The organism is Nibricoccus aquaticus (assembly GCF_002310495.1).
Taxonomy (GTDB): Bacteria; Verrucomicrobiota; Verrucomicrobiia; order Opitutales; family Opitutaceae; genus Nibricoccus; species Nibricoccus aquaticus.
In genome coordinates, this window is sequence record NZ_CP023344.1 from 769778 (window position 1) to 788389 (window position 18612).

Sequence of the window (18612 nt, forward strand, 5' to 3'; positions counted from 1 at the left end):
ATGTCTGAGGCGGAGACATTATACCAGTGGCTGATGGTGGCTGCGCGTGACCGGGATATTGAAACACTGGTTTTGATTCTGGATTTTCTTGAGGAGAAAGGTCCATGGGGGATCTCCATCCGGACCGAAGTGCATTTTCTGCGAGCGTTTATTCGGCGACTCGTCGATCTGGGAAATGCCGATACCGCGGCCCGAGACTGGCATGTGGTGGTGCTCGGAATTGTGAGGCTTAAAGTCGCGATGCTTCAGCTAAACAGCCCTGCCGAGTATCCCCAGCCTGAGCCGACGGGTAATCTGTCTCGCCAATAAAACCCAAGAGCGCCCGGGACGGCACGCCGGGATTCAATCCGTCGAACGCAGCGAACCGGGACAGAAGACCCAGTGCGTTCAGTTGCTTGCGGCGGGCATCTCGTGAAACGCGCGCACCACCGGCATCCGACAGGCCACAGAGGAGTTCTTCCCCACTCCAATGCTTCGTTCATGCTGGCGGCTTGGAGCGACCAATGGCGGTGCGAGTGACTAGCTCTTCGGTGGCCACACGGCACTCGTTAACTCAGGCGGCAGCTGCGTCGGCTCGACCGGATAAATCAGACTCCGGTCAATCACCCCCGACTCGAACTCCTTCTCGGGCGCACCGATGATCAACCAAAGCGTCTCCTCTTTTTCCGAGTCGTTGAAAACCTGCCTCAACATCGCCGGGCCCACCAGCACGCTGCCATATTTCGGCACCGTCAGCGTTTCCTCGTCGACACGAATGCGCCCCGTGCCTTCGAGGACGAAATAAAATTCCTCCTTGAGCACGTGCTTGTGCAGCGTGTTCGCGCTCATGGGCGGCATGCGCCATAAACGCGCACCGAGCAGTTCGCTTCCCGTGCGCTCCAGAAAATCCGCATTGGGAATGCGCATCATGTTCGAAGGACGCCAGGTCAGTTCACTCGGAGGAATCAATCGGTAGCCTTCAATGGGCGTCATGCTCTTGATCGTTGAAAGCACAGCCTCCGCGCCGCAAGCGCAGGCAACCATGACAGGGGTAGAGTTCTTCACGTCTTCAACCGACGCAGTTGAGTCGGCGTCAGCCGGGAGCCGAAAGACCAAAAAAACCAATGCCCACCGGATCACCCGCGCCGTCCAGCCTTCATCGTTTTACCGCGCGCCGATGCAAAACGTCCGTCTTCTATGTGAACCCACTGCGATGTGCGCACCACAGCGCATTCAACCATGGGAGTTTTCCCGAATGAGGCTCCTATTCCGAACGTCTCTGTGCGTCACAGGTCTGCCAGCACATGAAACAAGAACTCGAATCCCACTACGAAAGCGTCTCCGGTTCAGCCGCCGCCGAAAAAATCCGCGGCCTCGCCAAATCTGCCCGCTACTGTCTCTTCGGCACCGATCTATCCCATCCGCCCGTAACTGTTCGTCCGATGACCGTGCAGAGCGTGGATGACGCCGGTAATCTTTGGTTCCTCAGCGGGCGCACTACGCACATCAATCGGCAGATCGAAGCCGATGCGCAGGTACAGTTGTTCTTTGCGAATCCCAGCAGCTCGGAATTCCTAACGCTCGATGGACGCGCCACCATCAGCGACGACTACGCTCTGCGAAAGGAGCATTGGACGCCGCTCGCAAAAACTTGGTTCAACGGCGGCGTGGACGATCCGGATCTCACGGTGATCAAGGTCGAGCCAAACGACGGTTATTATTGGGACACCAAGCACGGCAAAGCAGTTGCCACGCTCAAGATCGTCGTCGGCGCAGTGACGGGAAAAACCATAGATGACAGCGTCGAAGGCGCAGTCCGCCCCTAGCCTCTTCTCAACGTATACAAGCTCACAAGCCGCAGCCATAAACTGCGTCTTGTTGTGTTCTGATACGATGCCGCCGCCACTCTGAGAAAACATCTACGGCATGTCCGCTTCGTCCGTGATCATTCGTTGAAGATAGGACCGCCCCTTAACTTCCCCCGGTCTGAAAAAAATTCCCACATGACCACCATGATCAAAAGCCCTTTCACCGGCGGCTGTTATTGCGGAGCTGTCCGCTACGAATGCACCGCAAAGCCCGACCAGATTGAAATGTTCACCTGTCACTGCCGTGATTGTCAGCACATCACGGGAGGCGGTCACACGCCGGTCATTTTCGTGCCGACTTCGACTTTCCTGTTCACGCGAGGCACCCCGCGCTATTTCAGTACGGATAGCGATCAAGCCGGCCCGCGCTCGCACAAACGCAGTTTCTGTTACGAGTGCGGCTCCCGTCTCACCGGCGGCGAATTTGCCGGCTCTCCCAACATCGGCCTAACCGTTGGCAGTCTCGACGATCCCAGTGTATTCAAAGCGTCAGCCGACTTCTGGATTTCAGACGCGCAACCGTGGGATATCATGAACTCCGCCACGCCAAAATTCGACAAAGTTCCCGGCTAACTACTCCCACCTCAGCTCGAGAAGTCTCCCTTCACTCCACTCACGGTTCGACCAAAACGGGCAGCCCCGTCCACGCCATCGCGAGCAGCGAGCGCGCGTCCCAATTCGCCAGGCGGAAACAGCCATGTGATTCCGTGCGCCCCACTTTCTCCGGATGCGGCGTGCCGTGGATTCCGTAGCCGGGCCGATCCAGCCCGATCCAGGCAACGCCTACCGGATTGTTCGGACCGGGTGGCAAAATCAATTTCCGCCCCAGCGACCGCGCTTCCTCCGATTCCGTGAAAACCTCTGGATCAAATGTGTAATCGGGATCGGCCACCACCACCGCCACGCGCAGTTCTCCCTCCGGCCGCTTCTCGGCATCGCGCGCGATGCTCACCGGAAAATGCGCCACCAGCTGGCCTGTCTCATCGCGCACTTGAAGACTGCGCGCGGAAAGACCGATACGGATTTGCGCCGCATTGATCTTCACCGCCGGAAGTGCGACCGCCGGCACGCGCAACGTCGCACCCGGCATCAATTGATCCCAATTCACCTCCGGATTTAGTTTCTGAAGCAACGCCGTGCTCGCGTGCGTTCGTTCGGCGAGAAGCTCGAGCACACTCTCATACGCGAGCGCTGTCTGCTGAGACTTGCCCAGCCAGGTTGCGCTCACCGGCTGCAAACCCGCCAGATCTTCCGTGGTGAGTACGAGCTCCATGATCCTGTCATCCTCGCTCAACAGTGCCGCCGCCGTCTCCGTATCCAATTCGCCCGTTCGCGGAAGTCCCCGGCTCTCCTGAAACGCAAATAGCGCCGCCGTCGTCTGAGCTCCTTTCACACCATCAATGGGACCGCATGAAAACCGGTTTCGCCCAAGCGCGATCTGCGCGCGCAGCCACAAGTCGGCATCCTCAGCGGAGGCAACCTGCGCATTTCCCACCGGTGCAGTCGGCGTGATCGCCGGAGGTCGCGTGGGCTTTGCCAAAGCAGGCCCGGTTTCCGTGGCCGCCGATAAAACCGCCGCAGGCAGGAACGATGCGAATAGCAAAGCAGAAGTCAGTCGCTGGAATGGACGCATCGTACTCTGACCGAAAAAACATCACTTGGTCACTCGATCCCGGATACTTTTCTTAAGAAGTGAACACCTGCGCCGCCGCACCTTACGCGACGAGAGCTTGCGCGAAAAAATCACCTACTCAGTTTCCATCCATGCCAAACTACGTGGCCTTGATCCGCGGTGTCGGTCCGATGAATCCAAACATGCGTAACGACAAACTCGGTGCCGTCCTGAAAACCCTCGGCTGCACCAGCGTCCGCCCCGTCCTCGCGAGCGGCACGGCGCTGCTGGAGACCAAGATCGAGAAAGCCTTCGGCGATAACCTCGGCCTCTCCAGCGACGTACTCGTCCGCACTCAGGACGAACTCGAAGCGATCGTTAAGAAAGCCCCCTTCCAAGGCGCGGAGCACGGCAAGCAATGGTACCTCATCGTCACCTTCCGCAAAGACGGCGCACCCGTCTTCAACAAAATCGACCGCGCCACTATGGACGGGCCCAACGCGATGATCGATCTCGAGAAGCGCTACGGAAAACACATCACGACCCGCACCTGGAACACCGTGCTCAAGATAGTCGCAAAAATGCAGAGGTGACCAAACCCTTCTGCATCCGAAAATCGCCGCTCTTCGTTTTTCACGCATGACTCCTCTCGCCCTTCCGCCCGGCTACACCCGCATCCAATGCGTGAATAGTTTCCAAGAACTGCTCTCCACGCCTCTCGCCAACGGCGTCAACGCCCTCTGCTGGCCTCGCACTCTCTCGGGCAACTTCAGCGAAGTCGTCACCGCCCTCTGCGACAGCACTCAAGGCATCGGCGACGGCATCACACCTCTCGATGAAACCCGTCTCCGCGCGCTCTCCGTGAGCGCATCAGGCCGCACCGCCATCGACTTCATGCTCGAAGACCTCCGCCTGCTCCGCGAACACGGCCGCGCACCCGAGCTCAACTGCATCCGCGCCTATCCGCGCGAAGAAGAGCCCACCGTAGTTCCCATCGACGTTTACTCCTACCACGCCGACAGCGCCCCCGTCGAAGCCGACACCTGGCTTTGCACGTATCACGGCGCATCGAGCGAAGGCCTCCGCAACGACGAAACTCGCCGCCGCGTGGACGTCCCCGAAACCCGCGCCGAACTCCTCAAACTCTTCGGCGGCGAAGACGACAAATCCTTCCGCGAGTTCCTCAACGAAAACTGTTACGATCTTCACTACGCTCCCGCTCCCGGCGCACAGCCGTTCTCCTTCGGCCTCGGCAACCTCTGGCGCATCGCGACCGACTGGCCCGGCAGCCCAGTCCCGCCCTGCGTCCACCGCGCACCGGAAAATCTCCCCGGCCAGCCACCGCGCTTGCTGCTGATCAGTTGAGGTGCCGCAGCACGCCACTGTCTTTCTACCACCCACTACATCATCCCAAATCACACGCCCCACCTCCTCATGGACCGCTCCGCAACCAACCACGTCTTTATCGATTTTGAAAATGTCCATGCTGTCGACTTGGACGCCCCTATCGACAAGCCGTTGTCACTCGTGCTGCTGGTAGGAGAGAAGCAAACGAGCCTGAAGACCGACCTGGTCGAACAACTGCTCAAACGCGCTGCGCACGTTCAGCTGGTTCGCCTCGGCGCATCTGGAAAAAACGCCTTGGACTTCGCGCTGGCATATCACCTTGGCCGGGCGGTCGCCGCCGATCCGACGGGGTTCTTTCACATCATTTCGAAAGACAAGGGCTTTGACCCACTGATCGCGCATCTCAAGCAGCAGCACACCCGCGTAGCACGTCACGATACATTCGCCGCGTTACATCCATTGCTGGCCAAAATCGTTCCCGCACCAACCTCACCGGCGCTTGTGATAACTACTCCCGCACCGATCACAAAAGATCGTGTGGCCGAGTTCATTGATAACCTGAAACGCAACGCGTCCAACCGACCCAAGCGCAAGGCCACGCTCCTCTCCCACCTAAAATCGCATTTGGGCGGCACCCTGAGCGAATCCGAACTCGCTTCAAAATTTGAACTGCTCCGCACGCGCACCGGCCTCGTGATCGATGCCAAGGGCGCTGTGACCTACCCCGTCTTCTGATCAACAGCCGCAGAAAACCCGGATCGAGTTAGACGCAAAATCTCCTGCATCCCCCCAGCTCGATCTGCGCGTCGGCGTCCTTCCGCTCCGCTTTGTGCGCCGCGCGTTTCTCGCGGCGCACGCTGCCAGTGCGGCACAGGCGCTTCACCCACCCGTAGGCCAGCTCGCTCGCGCGCGCTTCCTCGATCACGGAGCACGGCAAGCTCACTCGCCTACATGCGGCCGGGATTTCGAACAGGCTTTTAGTCTCGCTCAAACGACAGCAGCGACTGCCAGATCGCCAGCACCGCGAAATCCGCGCGGAGTTTTTTCTCACCCGCTTCGCGAATCTGGCGCACACGTTCCTTCGAGATACCCATCTCGGCGGCGATGACGTCGAGCGTGGCGTCTTCGAAGTAATAGCGGTAAAGAACGGCCGCCTGATTGCCCGCGAGACGCTGAAGCGCGCTGCGCAGACTCATGCGGAGATCGTCCGCTTCGACGACTTCCGCAGGCGACGCGGCCTCATGATCCGGCAGCGCGCTCAAATCGAAATCCACAAACTCGGACTCCTGGTTGAGCGTGCGCAAAATCTCCGCGACCTCGGAGACCGCCACCTGCGACCCGACCGCGATCTCCGCCGTGGTGGCGGCGCGCGCGAGCCGGCCGCTGAGTTCCGCCTGCGCACGCAGCACGCGGTTCACCTTATCGCGCTGGTTACGCGAAAGTGGATCGAGACGACGCAGTTCATCGATCAGAGCACCGCGCACACGCACGAAGCAGTAAGCGCGAACTTCGTCCACCGAGCCCTTGCATTGCGCGAGCGCGGCAATGAGCGCGAGTTTGCCGACCGACAAAAGATCGTCGGCCGCGACATGAACTGGAATACGCCGGGAAACGGTCGCCACCGCCGTGTCCACAATATCGAGACAGTCGGTGAGCAAGAGAGAATTAGGAGCAAGAGGAGACATGTGAAATGACAGCGTTGACGGAGGGAAGAAACGATGGGCGCGCTTCCCCCGACCCGCTGTTTCAGGAAGGGAGGAAGTGCCGCCAGTAGGGATGCTTGGCCTCGCGGATGGAGGCTGCGGCGTTGCGTGAAAGGACGGTGGGCTTGTTAGAAATTTCGGCGGACATAGGTGTGTGCATGGGATGATTGGAAAAAGAAAATGGCCCGCGCTGAGCACAGCTCAGCCAACGTCGGTGCGTGTCTTCTTTTGCGATGAGGCACGCCATGCGGGTGCCGCTCTAAACCTCCTCTGCCAAAAACCCTACGACTGAAAAGTGGACGCGATGGCGGGACTCGCACCCGCGGCACACGGCTTTGCAGGCCGGTCCCTTCGCTGCTTGGGTACATCGCGTTAATCTGCGGCTCAGGTCGCTCGGCGCCGGAAGACTTCTCCGACGTCCGCCCTCAGTGACCGCAGGTAATTGGTGGAACCCGTGCGGAGAGCAGGAACCTCAACAAACAATCAATCACCGACGGTTCATGACTCATGCGCGCGGAAAAATGAAATGCGTGGCCGGCCTCGCCGTTGACCGCCCGAAGGCGCACCACGCGTTGAGCAGAACCGCCTAGCGTCCCTGCATCGCAAAAAAGAACACACACCGTCGTCCCTCTCTCGCCGATGAAGTCGGCGCGGATTGGACGGCCGCGGGATTGGGTGCGGACGTTGGCTGATTGATCTGGGCTCAGCGGTGAAGCCACGAACGGAATCTGAAAGTCGAACGAGCACGCGGCTCGGTGATCCCGGAAGCGGCCCAGTATTTCTGAGCACAAAAAACCCACTTCCGGGCAGGAAGTGGGCGCGTATGGCTGCGAAATTATTCGCGGTTACGTGGCACCACTTCCCTGTGAATTCGCATAGCCGGGTCGTTTGGAACCGAGCCCTTTGCCATGCTTGATCGTACGCATCATGCCTGTCGCACACGACCAGTCGGCAGTCCCAAAAAGGACAGCCATCGCAGTATGTAGTCGGGTGGATTTCATGAGGTGAGAGGGAGAAAAGGTTAAAGTATTCGGAAGGTTAGAACGGAGTGAGCGAATCGAAATTCAAGAGGAACTCGAAAGATTTCCTGAAATTTCTTCTGACCGGCTTTTTGCTGACGATCCTCACAGTACCAGAGCCCCGCCCTCGTCCGCCAGTCATTCCCCGAAAACCTCTCAGCTCAACTTAGCTAAACTCCGCCTCACCGCATTTCCCATCGCCGCCGCCCACAACTCCGCCTCTCCCGCGTGCCCGTGCTCGCGGAGTTTTTCCCGGATCAACTCCCGCGACGGCTCCTCGACCACATGCTTCAGATCGCCCGGTAGATGCGGCAGCACCTCACGCGCGATCGCCCAGCACGCCCAAGCCCGCCACCGGCGTTGCTCGCGACGCGGCTCATTCATGCGCCCGGCGTAATGCTGAAAATGCACGCGAGGATTCCCCATGAAGACACCCTCCGGCGTGTGCGCGAGAAACCACGCCATCGCCGCATACGGCATCGGCCATTTCTTCAACGCGTCTTCATCGCCGCGCAGATCGGCCCCCATCGCGCGGTCCAGACAAAGCATCGCCCGAGCCGACTGCCCGCGCCGCCACAGATAATGCCCGTACTCCAGCACCGTCGCATAAAACTCTGCGCCGCGCCTCTCCCCGTGGCCGTCGAGATCGCGCCAGTCCATGTGCTCACGCGGCACCGGCAGATGCGGACAATCGGGAAAACGTTCGCTGCTCATGGCCGCGCTTGGTGAAGCCAAATCCCTCTCTCCGCGAGCAAGATTTTTTATCCAGCGCCTCGCTCCATCCTCCACCCCGGACTTACACCCACACCGCGCACCCGCCACCCCGCATCCCCGCGCTCCATGCTTGGCGAAACCGCCTCTATCCTCCAACTAACCCACGCAAAATCCGCCTCGTGCCCTCCGCTCCGCACAACTTTCCCATCACACCTCCACCCGCGCCCGCACCCAACTCCACGCGCGTCAAAGCCATCCACGGCTGGCGGCGCGCCCTGCTCTTTCCCCTCGGCCTCATCCTCCGCGCCTGGAGCGCGAGCCTGCGCTTCGAAGCCTCGCCCGCCGCACTCCGACTCCTCTCCAAATCAGACCAGCCCGTCGCCTTCGTCCTCTGGCACAACCGCCTCATCCTCACCTCCGAGATCTTCCGCCGCTACCGCCGGGGCCGCACAGTTTACGGCCTGGTCAGCGCCAGCAAAGACGGCGCGTGGCTCTCCGCATTTTTTTCGCTCGTCGGCATCCGCACCGTGCGCGGCTCCAGCAGCCAGCTCGGTCGTGAAGCCGTCAACGCCCTCGTCGAGGTCATGCGCGCGGGCCACGACATCGGCATCACCCCCGACGGCCCGCGCGGCCCGCTCTACGAATTCAAAGCCGGCGGCCTGATCGTCGCCCGCCGCGTCCACGCGCCACTGCTGCTCCTCGGCGCCTCCTTTGAATCGGCCTGGCAACTACGCAGTTGGGACCGCTTCTACCTGCCAAAGCCTTTTTCACGCGTCTTCCTGCGCTGCGAATGGATTCCCACCGCCGCACTCCACGACCGCGATCAAGCAGCCCAAACCCTGCGCGCCCGCCTGCTCGCCATGAATTCCGACGCCACCAGCGCCCGTACCTCGCACGAACCTGTCGTGTAACCGCTCCGCACCTCTCCGCCCGCACGTCGGCGCTACCTCCGCTCGCCCGCTCCACATACCGCCGCTTGTCGTCCTCTCGCACGAGCCGACTCGCACTTCTACAACGTCGTCGCCGCTACCATCGCTGCCAGCGACTCCCGCACGAACCGTTTCTGCAACCGCCGCGCCAGCGGCTTCATCAACTTCACCGGCCAGAAGCGCGGCCGCGAAAACGCCCGCAGGTCATACCACACCGTGCCGTCCTCGAGCATCTCCGCCATGAACCGCTCCTCCCCTTGCTCCACATGCGTCGTGAGCGTCCCATACGCGAAACCAAACCGCCTCACCGGCCCCGCCTCCTCGACCATGTACACGATCCGGCAGCCGCTCATCCACCAGACCCCGTAGCCGCGCGCCAGCATCGTCAACGTCTGCCCCGCCCGCACAGTTTCGTCCGCCGGTTCGATCGCCGCCCAGCCCTTCGGAAACATCTGCCACGTCTTCAGCGCCTCACACGCTCGCGTCCACGTCTCCTCGCCCCGCCCCAGTCTCACCGAATTGTGATCCACGTGGTACCCCGCCGGATACCCGCTCGCCGACTGCCCAAGCTCATCATAACTAAGCGCCGCCCGCTCGTTCTTCATCCGAAACGCCGTCACTTCCGCCGCCCTCGGCCGGTGCAACCGAAACTCCGGCCGCGTCTTTTCCAACGCTCCATCCGTGGTCATTACCTGCGGCATCCGCTTGTTCATGACGTTGCACTCTGAGCAACCCACAGCTCCCTGCAATCACGCTCCCGCCCCAACCGCATCGCTGCCATTGTCTCCAAAATGTCGCCACACCCGGCTTGGCGCCCCCCGGCACGCGACCTGCATTTTCAGCCGTGCCATCCGGCCATCTCCCCGCATATTTCTCTTCATGAAGACCCGCCGCGAAATCGTCGAAAACTGGCTCCCCCGTTACACCGGCGTCCCGCTCAGCGAATTCGGCGACCACATCCTCCTCACGAATTTTCAGAGCTACGTGAAGCTCTTCGCCCAGTGGCACAAAGTTCCCGTGCGCGGCAAGGACAAGCCCATGTCCAGCGCCACCAAAGGCCGCATCACCATAATCAACTTCGGCATGGGCTCCGCCACCGCCGCCACCGTGATGGACCTCCTCAGCGCCATCCACCCAAAAGCCGTCCTCTTCCTCGGCAAATGCGGCGGCATCAAACACCGCGCCGAACTCGGCGACCTCATCCTCCCCATCGCCGCCATCCGCGGCGAAGGCACCAGCAACGATTACTTCCCGCCCGAGGTTCCCGCGCTCCCCGCCTTCGCCCTCCAAAAAGCCATCTCCACGACCATCCGCGACTTCGCCCGCGATTACTGGACCGGCACCGTGTACACCACCAACCGCCGCGTCTGGGAACACGACGACGCCTTCAAAGCCTACCTCCAAAAAATCCACGCCCTCTGCGTGGACATGGAAACCGCCACCATCTTCATGACCGGTTTCTACAACGAGATCACCACTGGCGCGCTCCTCCTCGTCAGCGATCAACCCATGACTCCTGACGGCGTGAAAACTGCCAAGAGCGACCGCGCCGTCGATCACACTTACGTCGAAGACCACCTCAAGATCGGCATCGCCTCCCTCAAGCAGCTCATCAATCAGGGCCTCACCCTGAAGCACCTGAAGTTCTAAAGCCTTCCGCCCTCGCCTCCGTAATGGAGGGACGACCTCCGTGTCGTCCACGTCTTCTCTTCCAGCGCGTCGCCTTCGAAATTCCGTCCGACCAGCGCCCGACTTTTCCACTGGTCATTGGTCACTGCTCATTGGTCACTAGTGCCCTCCCGCCCGTGTCCGCCTCCTCCACAGAAACCGCCCGCCCCCTCTCCGTTCACGCGGCCACCCCGCTCCGCCGCCCCCTCGCCTTCAAGATCTGGTTCTACTGGACCGTCGCTGCAAAAATCACCGGCACCGTCCTCTTCCTTCGTGGCCACCACACCCTCGCACCGTTCGTCTTCTTCAGCGGCGCCCCCTGGCTCCTCTGGCAATTCCTCGTCCCGACGTCCCACGGCTTCGGCCCCGCCATCCGCCGCTTCCGCACCGACCGCCTCGAGATCTGGCTAACGATCGACGACGGCCCCGACCCCGCCACCACCCCGCGCGTCCTCGATCTCCTCGATCAACACCGCGCCCGCGCCACCTTCTTCCTCATCGGCGAAAACGCCGCCCGCCACCCCGCGCTCGTCGTCGAAATCCTCCGCCGCGGCCACACCTTGGGCAACCACACCCACACTCATCCCCACGGCACCTACTGGGGCGCCCTTCCCTCCGCAACCGGCGCACAGATGGACAACTGCGATGCCGCCATCCGCGCCGTCGGCGCGCCCTCGCCGCGTTGGTTCCGCCCGCCCGTCGGCCTGAAAAGCCTCTCGCTCCACCCCCAGCTCGCGAAGCGTGGCCTCGAACTCGTCCTCTGGAGCGCCCGCGGCTACGACACCCAGACCCGCGATCCCGACGCCGCCGTCCGCCGTATCCGCCATTCCCTCACGCCCGGCGCCATCATCCTCGCCCACGAATCCGGCCCGCCCGGTTCCCCCCGCGTCGAAGTCATCGCCCGCCTCCTCGCCCGTCTCACCGCAGACGGCTACCGCTGCGTCATCCCTTCCGCCGAAAGCCTGGAGCGCACCTGAACCTCCCGCCGCCTCACTTCATCGCATCCCGCGCGTCTTCACTCTCGACGCACCTCCCACCGCTCGCACTGTGAGCCTTCGCATGACCGGCCCCGCCCGCCCCTCCCTTTCCCGCCAGCCCCGCATCGTCAAAGCGCTCCTGCTGACCGTTTCCCTTTTGCTGCTTTCCCTCGTCGCAGGCTATGCGGCCGGCCAGCCCGGTACACGCTCCAGCTCCCCGGCCAAACAACGCGTCAAACCCGCCCGCGCCACCAGCCAGCCCTCCGCCCGGCCCGTCGTCCAGGCCCCGACCGCCCCCGCCTCCGCCAGCTCCGCCGCGCAACCGTCCGCCGCCTCAACACCTGTCTACTTCCCCGGCCCCCGCTCCGGCCCCGCCGTCATGCTCGGCATCGACGTCCTCGCCGCGCAAAACTTCGCTCCCATCGCCGGCAAACGCGTCGGCCTCCTCACCCACCCGCCCGGCGTGAACCGCCTCGGCGTCAGCACCATCGACGTCCTCCGCGCCGCCCCCAATGTCAAACTCGTCGCCCTCTTCGGCCCCGAGCACGGCATCTACGGCAAAACCGCCGCCTCGGTGAACATCACCGACACCATCGACAAACGCACCGGCCTCCCCGCGTATTCGCTCTACGGTAACAACCGCAAACCCACCAAAAAACAGCTCCAAGGCCTCGATGCCCTGCTCATCGACATGCAGGACATCGGCGTACGCTCCTACACCTTCTCCGTCTGCATGAAGTACGCGATGGAGGCCTGCTTCGAACACGGCATCGAAGTCATCGTCCTCGACCGCCCCAACCCCCTCGGCGGACTCAAGGTCGATGGGCCCCTCCTCGACCGCCAGTTCTTCAGCGGCGTCGGCCAGTTCGCCATGCCTTACGTGCACGGCCTGACCATGGGCGAGCTCGCCCGCCTCGCCGCCGGCACCCCCGGCGGTCTCGACATCAGCGAAGCTGCCCGCGCCCGCGGCAAACTCACCGTCATCCCCATGCAAGGCTGGCGCCGCTCCATGCGCTGGCCCGAGACCGGCCTCAAATTCGTCCCCACCTCCCCCTACATCCAGGACTTCGCCGCCTGCGTCGGCTACGCCATGACCGGCCTCGGCTGCCAGATCGGCGGTTTCTCCCACGGCATCGGTACCCAGTATCCATTTCGCGGAGTCTCCACCAAACTCCGCTCCATGGATCAGGTGCAGAAGGAACTCACCGCCCTCCGTCTCCCCGGCCTCGCCTTCAAAAAAGTCTCCCTCACCTCCCCCAATGGCGCCCCCATGGGCATCGGCATCTACGTCGAGGTAAACGACTGGGATGACTGGAACCCCACCGAGCTCAGCTTCCACCTCATGCGCCTCGCCGCGCTCTATAACGCGAAAAACCCCTTCGCCGCCGCCACTTCAGCTGAAGCCCTGCTCTTCAATAAACACACCGGCTCTGCCGAGTGGTGGAACGCTATCAAGCGCGACGGCTCCCGCGTGGATCTCACTGGCTTCCTCCGCAAATGGAAGCAGGACGCCCTCCTCTTCCAGCAGTCCAGCCGCCGCTTCTGGCTCTACGAATAATCCGCCCCGGTTAGCCGCCCCGGCACGTCCGAAACTCAGCGCGCCAGCTGGAAAAAACTCGCCTTCGGACAACTCCAGCGGCCTCGTGTCCGCGTCAGTAGTTCTCACCCGTCCGGTTCTCTTCCCTAGGGAAACCGAACACGCTCCTGGCCCCACCCCATTACCCCGTGTCCTCGCTGCCTCGGAAAGTTTCCCAGGCCCAGATCGCTCGCGATTTGGGCGTGTCCCAAGCCCTCGTCTCGCTCGTCCTCAACGGCCGCCGCGACGGGATTAACGCCGCCACCTACGAACGCATCTGGCAGCACACCGCCCTCTGCGGCTACCGCGCCAAAGGCATGAACCCGGCCGCTGCCCCCGCCGCCGCCCTGCATCCCCAGATCGGCGCCATCCTGCGCCCTTCGCTCACGCTGTCACGGCTCGGCAACTACTTCAGCCACGTCCAGCACGGCCTCCACGCCGGCCTCGAAGCTTCCGGCGGCTCCACCGCCTTCCTCGGCTCCGCCGACGAGTTCGACGCCGCCCGCCTCGCCCGCCTCTTTCCCACCGGCCACCGTTTCCACGGCCTCGCCATCTTCGGCGAAGTCTCCCCCGCCTTCCTTCGGAAACTCCTCTCCCGCCAGCCCCGCCTCGTCAGCATCTCCGCCTGCCCCGACCGCCCGGGCCACACCGTCAACGGCGACGAAAAACAGTCCCTCGATCTCCTCGTCCAGCACCTCAAAAAACTCGGCCACCGCCGCATCGGCTGGCTCGGCGGCAAAGCCGGTCAGGGCCGCCACGAAACCCGCCGCGACGCTTTCCACGCCGCCCTCCTCGCCGCCGGACTCGCCTCCGATCCCCGCTACGAAACTGCCCGCACCGAGGCCGATCGCGCCGAAGGAGCCGAGGCCATCCACAAACTTCTCCCCCTCGCCCGCCGCGCCGATTTCCCCACCGCCTTCATCTGCTACAACAGCCTCATGGCCACCGGCGCCACCCTCGCCCTCAACCACGCCGGCTGGGAAACTCCATCGCGCCTCAGCATCGTCGGCGCCGATCTCCCGCGCCCTCCCACCAAACGCGAACCCGCCGTCACCGGTGCCGGCACCTGCGCTCATTCCCTCGGCCACGCCGCCGCCAGCCTTCTCCTCGAATCAGCGCCCGCCGCCACTCTCGACTACCAGCACCTCACCCTGCCCGCCCGCCTCATTATCGGCGAGACCTCCGGCCCCGCTCCCTCCGCTTTCTCTTCACATCAGTTCGCCGAGCTCGCCCGCGCCTGACGCGATCACGGCCCCGGCCACCCGTAACCTCAGCCGCTTCCGCTGAAAACGCATCACCTTCACCGGTGCTCGTGCGTCAGTCTGTGAACCCCCGCCATGATCCGCCCACTCCTGCTGCTCTCGGTTCTGTTCTCCACTTTCAACGCCTTCGCCGCCGATGAGCCGTGTACAGTTTCTCTCGAAGCCAGCCGTGTCGCCGCAGCGCGCGCCCAACTCACTTCACCCGGTTCTCCGCTCCAGCCTTCGCTTCAAAAGCTACGCCGCGACGCCGACCGTCTCCTAAAAACCCCCTCCGCCTCCGTTCTCGATAAAACCAAGACCGCCGACAGCGGAAACAAACACGACTACTTCAGCCTCGGCCCCTACTGGTGGCCCAACCCCACCAAACCCGACGGCCTTCCCTACATCCGCCGCGACGGCCACGTGAATCCCGAAAGCAAAACCGGCACCGACTCCATCGCCTTCGCCCGCACCTGCAACGCCGTCCGCACCCTCGGCCTCGCCTACGCCCTCACCGGCCACGAACCCTACGCCGCGAAAGCCGCCGCGCTCACCCGCGCCTGGTTTCTAGACCCCGCGACCGCCATGACTCCGCATCTCGAATACGCCCAGGCCGTCCCCGGCAAAAACGAGGTGCGCGGCACTGGCGTCCTCGAATCCCGCCACCTCACCGCCCTGACCGACGGCCTCGCCCTCCTCGCCCGCTCACCTTCCTGGCCCCACTCCGATCAAACCGCCCTGCACGACTGGCTGGAAAAATTCTACGACTGGCTCATCAAGAGCCCGAACGGACTCGCCGAAGCCGCCGCCCGCAATAATCACGGCAGTTGGTACGATGTGCAGGCCGCGCATCTCGCGCTGTACCTTGGCCGCACCAACGACGCCCGCACCATCATCCAGCAGGCACTCTCCAAACGCATCGAGCACCAGATCGAGCCCGATGGACGCCAGCCCCTCGAACTCGCCCGCACCAAATCGCTCGACTACTGCATTTTTAATCTCGAAGCCCTCGCCCAACTCGCCCGCCTCGGCCGCCACGTCGACATTGATCTCTGGACCCACACCAGCGCCGATGGCCGCAGCATGATCTCCGCCCTCCGCTTCATCGCTCCCTACGCCGATCCCTCAAAACCCTGGCCAAAGGAAGATCTCAAAGAAGCCGACCGCAGTCGCATCACCGATCTCATCCGCGACTACCGCCGCCATCACGACGACCCCACGCTGCCGCTTTCACCCGCACCCGCAGAGTTCGATTTCTAAACGCCCGCAACGGCAGGCCTATAGCTCACTCCGCCCGCACCTTCACCTCGCCGTCGCCGAAGACGACATCGAGCCGCTGCTCCGCCTTCACGTCAGCGCGCCGCATCACCGGCTTCCCCTGCTCATCGCGCACCATCGCGAAACCGCGATTGAGTACCGACGCCGGACTCGCCGCCTGCAACCGCTTCCACAGCGCCAGCAACCGCTGCGATTCCCCCTGCACGCGAAACTCCGGCGAACTCCGCTCCAGCCGCGCCGCCGGCACCGCCAGCTGCTGCCGCTTGCTCTGCACCGCCTGCCTCAACGCGAGTGACAACCGCCCCGAAAGATCGTCCAGCCGCAAAAACCCGCGCTCCACCTGCGCCTCCGGCGACAACAACCGCAACCGGCTCCGCGCATGGTCCAGCCGCTCGCCCGCCGCCTCCACTGCGCGCTCCAGAGCGTCCTTCATCGCTTCCGCCGCCCGCCTGGTCCGTTCCGCCGCGTCGATGAAACGGCTCGAAATCAACTCCGCCGCCCCGCTCGGCGTTTCCGCCCGCACATCCGCTGCAAAGTCGCACAGCGTCACATCGATCTCATGCCCCACCGCCGAGATGATCGGTATCCGGCATCCAGCGACTGCGCGCACCAGCGGCTCTTCGTTAAACGCCCACAAATCCTCCAGGCTCCCGCCGCCGCGCCCGATCACCAGCAAATCAAAAATCCCCAGCTCCTCCGCCGTGCGCAGCATCGCCGCCATCTCCACCGCCGCGCCTTCGCCCTGCACCTTCGAAGGCAGCACAATCAGTCGTCCGCGCCACCCGCGCCGCGTCAGGATGCGGATGAAATCCTGCACCGCCGCACCCGTCGGTGACGTGATAAATCCGATCGTCGCCGGGACCGCCGGCAGCGCCTTCTTCCGCGCCGCGTCGAAAAGCCCTTCCTCCGCCAGCCGCCGCTTGAGCGCCTCGAACTCCTGCTGCAACCGCCCCACCCCGTCTTCGAGCACCGCGCGCACGATCAGCTGATACTGCCCGCGCGCCTCGTACACACTCACCCCGCCGTAAACCACGACCTGCAATCCATCGCGCAGCTTCACCGTCTGCCTCGCCGCATCGCCGCGAAACATCACCGCCGAGATCTGCGCGCCCGCGTCCTTCAGAGAAAAATAAACATGCCCGCTCGCCTGCGGCCGCAGATTGGAAACCTCCCCGCGCACCCAGCCTCCGCGCAAATTCGTTTCGAGCAGTTCCTTCACCCGCCGCGTGAACTCCGTCACGCTCTGCACGCGCTCATCGCTCCCGTCCCCGAGTTCTTCGTCCACGCGGCCCATGATTATTCCTTAACGAACGCCACCGGCTCCACACCCGTGACCAGCCCTGATTTTTTTTTGCTCAACATCCGCTTCCGCAAAAACCTGAACCCCACCGCCAGCGCCACCAGTCCCCCAAACGCCAGCAGCGCCAGTTTCCCCTTACCCTGCGCCAGAGAGTCCCCGAAATAGATAAACACGACCCCAAACACCATCGCGATGGGCCACGACACCAGCATGTAGGTCCGAAAAGGTATCCCCGCTAATCCCAGCAAATAACCCTGCACGCAATGCGGCGGCCCCGGCGTGACCCGCAGCAACACCGTCACTTCCGTCTGATCCGCCACCGCCACCTGCGGCAGCTCATAGCCCAGCTTGCGCACCAGCCACACCAGCAACGGCCGAAACGCGTACCGGGCCAGCCAGTACGTGAGGACGAGATTCACCAGCAGACTCGCCCCCGCCAGTGCGATTACCAGCGGAAGTCCCAGCTCCGGCCCGAACACCGGCCCCGCGCTCAGCCAGAATGGCGACAACGGAAATCCGGCCGCCGGCAGCACCGCCATCGCCGCGAAAAACGCCCACGGCCCCACTTCGCGCATCAGCCGGAGCGTGTCGTCGAACAACGCCCGCACATCCAGCCCGCGCAGCACCAGCAACGCCCCCGCCAGCAACACAACCGCGATAATGCCCAGCTTGATGAGGAGCGCCTTCTTCTGAGCCGGAGTCGGTTTCTGCGACATGCCCCGCGAACATGCCGCCACCGCCGCGCTGGAGACAATCCTTTAGGTGCCGCTTCCCGATGACGTTTCCGATGTAGGCGGGGTGCCCTCACCCCGCATCCCGCAGGCCCTTACTTCTGCTCCACCCGCGTGCGCAGAAACGACAGTACATCCTGAAACTTGCTCATATTCGCCGCATCCGTCGTCACCAGATTTTCGTGCGCTTGCAGCACCAGCCGCGCGCTATCCAGCTCGCTGCGCGCTTCGCACTGGAGCGCCGTGCCCGGCTGCCCGGCACCGATCGAGGTCTCGCCCGCATCCACCGTCACGAGCCGGTGAAGGCCAAGATTGCGGACCAGTTCGAGATTCCGCGTGCCCACGCGCGCAAGCACCAGACTTCCCGCGGGCTTGAGTTTGCGGAGCTGAAGTCCGGCCCCGGCAATCACGCCGAGGAACGTGCTGTCCATGCTCGCGCAGTTTTGAAAATCGATCACGAAGCGCGTCTTCCCTTCCTTGATGCGCTCGTTGAAAAAATCATGGATGCACGCGCTGTTCTGAAACGAGGCGCGACCATCAATCCGGATCACGATGGGATCGGAAAAGGCATCGACGAGGAATACGGGTTTGGCGGAGTCGGCCATGGCGGAGGGAGAGAATGACCGGCCCGGAGAGGCGGTAAAGCCAGACTCCGGGCCGGTGGGATGAA

Annotated in this window: 21 protein-coding genes and 1 tRNA gene; 12 read left to right on the forward strand and 10 right to left on the reverse strand. The window is 63.1% G+C overall.

What is annotated here, in order from left to right; genetic code table 11:
* Positions 1 to 309: a hypothetical protein gene (locus tag CMV30_RS03360; RefSeq protein WP_096054703.1), complete on the forward strand. Its 309-nt coding sequence runs from the start codon at positions 1 to 3 to the stop codon at positions 307 to 309.
* 210 nt (positions 310 to 519) lie between these two features.
* Here CMV30_RS03360 and CMV30_RS03365 read toward each other — a convergent pair whose 3' ends face one another.
* Positions 520 to 1044: a cupin domain-containing protein gene (locus CMV30_RS03365; protein ID WP_245844387.1), complete on the reverse strand. Its 525-nt coding sequence runs from the start codon at positions 1042 to 1044 to the stop codon at positions 520 to 522.
* A 239-nt stretch (positions 1045 to 1283) separates the two neighbouring features.
* Here CMV30_RS03365 and CMV30_RS03370 point away from each other — a divergent pair, with 239 nt between their 5' ends.
* On the forward strand, positions 1284 to 1805 hold the full coding sequence (locus tag CMV30_RS03370; RefSeq protein ID WP_096054704.1) for a pyridoxamine 5'-phosphate oxidase family protein: 522 nt from the start codon (positions 1284 to 1286) through the stop codon (positions 1803 to 1805).
* A 177-nt stretch (positions 1806 to 1982) separates the two neighbouring features.
* A complete protein-coding gene (locus CMV30_RS03375) occupies positions 1983 to 2420 on the forward strand; it encodes a GFA family protein (protein ID WP_217494449.1) in 438 nt (145 codons plus the stop codon).
* Positions 2421 to 2460: 40 nt separating this feature from the next.
* Here CMV30_RS03375 and CMV30_RS03380 read toward each other — a convergent pair whose 3' ends face one another.
* Positions 2461 to 3480: a L,D-transpeptidase family protein gene (locus CMV30_RS03380; RefSeq protein WP_096054705.1), complete on the reverse strand. Its 1020-nt coding sequence runs from the start codon at positions 3478 to 3480 to the stop codon at positions 2461 to 2463.
* 131 nt (positions 3481 to 3611) lie between these two features.
* Between CMV30_RS03380 and CMV30_RS03385 the strand changes: the two genes are divergently transcribed.
* The 3 genes from CMV30_RS03385 to CMV30_RS19250 all read left to right on the forward strand — a co-directional run bounded on the left by CMV30_RS03385 (position 3612) and on the right by CMV30_RS19250 (position 5541).
* The gene (locus CMV30_RS03385) at positions 3612 to 4052 is read left to right on the forward strand and encodes a DUF1697 domain-containing protein (RefSeq protein WP_096054706.1); all 441 of its coding nucleotides are present in this window, start codon (positions 3612 to 3614) and stop codon (positions 4050 to 4052) included.
* A 46-nt stretch (positions 4053 to 4098) separates the two neighbouring features.
* Positions 4099 to 4824, forward strand: a complete 726-nt coding sequence (locus tag CMV30_RS03390; protein WP_096054707.1) for a DUF1826 domain-containing protein — start codon at positions 4099 to 4101, stop codon at positions 4822 to 4824.
* A 69-nt stretch (positions 4825 to 4893) separates the two neighbouring features.
* Entirely contained in the window at positions 4894 to 5541 is a 648-nt protein-coding gene (locus tag CMV30_RS19250) for a PIN domain-containing protein (protein WP_138223100.1), read from the forward strand.
* 28 nt (positions 5542 to 5569) lie between these two features.
* On the opposite strand, the gene CMV30_RS20030 is transcribed toward CMV30_RS19250, so the two are convergent.
* From CMV30_RS20030 to CMV30_RS03420, 4 genes are all read right to left on the reverse strand, one after another.
* The gene (locus CMV30_RS20030; RefSeq protein WP_217494450.1) at positions 5570 to 5731 is read right to left on the reverse strand and encodes a hypothetical protein; all 162 of its coding nucleotides are present in this window, start codon (positions 5729 to 5731) and stop codon (positions 5570 to 5572) included.
* Positions 5732 to 5783: 52 nt separating this feature from the next.
* Positions 5784 to 6440, reverse strand: coding sequence for a sigma-70 family RNA polymerase sigma factor (locus CMV30_RS03410; protein WP_175414715.1), 657 nt, complete (start codon positions 6438 to 6440; stop codon positions 5784 to 5786).
* Between the two features lie 365 nt (positions 6441 to 6805).
* Positions 6806 to 6881, reverse strand: a tRNA-Cys gene (locus CMV30_RS03415).
* Between the two features lie 803 nt (positions 6882 to 7684).
* Positions 7685 to 8242, reverse strand: coding sequence for a hypothetical protein (locus tag CMV30_RS03420; RefSeq protein WP_245844388.1), 558 nt, complete (start codon positions 8240 to 8242; stop codon positions 7685 to 7687).
* Positions 8243 to 8421: 179 nt separating this feature from the next.
* Between CMV30_RS03420 and CMV30_RS03425 the strand changes: the two genes are divergently transcribed.
* Positions 8422 to 9153: a lysophospholipid acyltransferase family protein gene (locus tag CMV30_RS03425; protein ID WP_175414716.1), complete on the forward strand. Its 732-nt coding sequence runs from the start codon at positions 8422 to 8424 to the stop codon at positions 9151 to 9153.
* A gap of 98 nt (positions 9154 to 9251) precedes the next feature.
* Here the strand turns inward: CMV30_RS03425 and CMV30_RS03430 are convergent, their stop codons facing one another.
* Complete coding sequence (locus tag CMV30_RS03430; protein ID WP_096054714.1) at positions 9252 to 9884, reverse strand: DUF1990 domain-containing protein; 633 nt, start codon at positions 9882 to 9884, stop codon at positions 9252 to 9254.
* Positions 9885 to 10050: 166 nt separating this feature from the next.
* On the opposite strand from CMV30_RS03430, the gene CMV30_RS03435 reads away from it, so the two are divergent.
* The 5 genes from CMV30_RS03435 (at position 10051) to CMV30_RS03455 (ending at position 15893) form a co-directional block, all read left to right on the forward strand.
* Positions 10051 to 10821 carry an AMP nucleosidase gene (locus CMV30_RS03435; protein WP_096054715.1) on the forward strand — a complete coding sequence of 257 codons (771 nt, stop codon included), beginning with the start codon at positions 10051 to 10053 and terminating at the stop codon, positions 10819 to 10821.
* A gap of 155 nt (positions 10822 to 10976) precedes the next feature.
* Complete coding sequence (locus tag CMV30_RS03440) at positions 10977 to 11816, forward strand: polysaccharide deacetylase family protein (protein ID WP_175414717.1); 840 nt, start codon at positions 10977 to 10979, stop codon at positions 11814 to 11816.
* A 70-nt stretch (positions 11817 to 11886) separates the two neighbouring features.
* Complete coding sequence (locus tag CMV30_RS03445) at positions 11887 to 13374, forward strand: DUF1343 domain-containing protein (protein ID WP_245844389.1); 1488 nt, start codon at positions 11887 to 11889, stop codon at positions 13372 to 13374.
* 167 nt (positions 13375 to 13541) lie between these two features.
* Positions 13542 to 14633, forward strand: coding sequence for a LacI family DNA-binding transcriptional regulator (locus tag CMV30_RS03450; RefSeq protein ID WP_138223101.1), 1092 nt, complete (start codon positions 13542 to 13544; stop codon positions 14631 to 14633).
* Between the two features lie 96 nt (positions 14634 to 14729).
* Positions 14730 to 15893, forward strand: a complete 1164-nt coding sequence (locus CMV30_RS03455; protein ID WP_096054719.1) for an alginate lyase family protein — start codon at positions 14730 to 14732, stop codon at positions 15891 to 15893.
* A gap of 25 nt (positions 15894 to 15918) precedes the next feature.
* On the opposite strand, the gene xseA is transcribed toward CMV30_RS03455, so the two are convergent.
* From xseA to CMV30_RS03470, 3 genes are all read right to left on the reverse strand, one after another.
* Entirely contained in the window at positions 15919 to 17205 is a 1287-nt protein-coding gene (gene xseA / locus CMV30_RS03460; protein ID WP_096054720.1) for an exodeoxyribonuclease VII large subunit, read from the reverse strand.
* A gap of 2 nt (positions 17206 to 17207) precedes the next feature.
* Positions 17208 to 17927: a TVP38/TMEM64 family protein gene (locus CMV30_RS03465; protein WP_096054721.1), complete on the reverse strand. Its 720-nt coding sequence runs from the start codon at positions 17925 to 17927 to the stop codon at positions 17208 to 17210.
* A 110-nt stretch (positions 17928 to 18037) separates the two neighbouring features.
* A complete protein-coding gene (locus tag CMV30_RS03470) occupies positions 18038 to 18547 on the reverse strand; it encodes an STAS domain-containing protein (RefSeq protein WP_096054722.1) in 510 nt (169 codons plus the stop codon).
* Positions 18548 to 18612 lie beyond the last annotated feature (65 nt).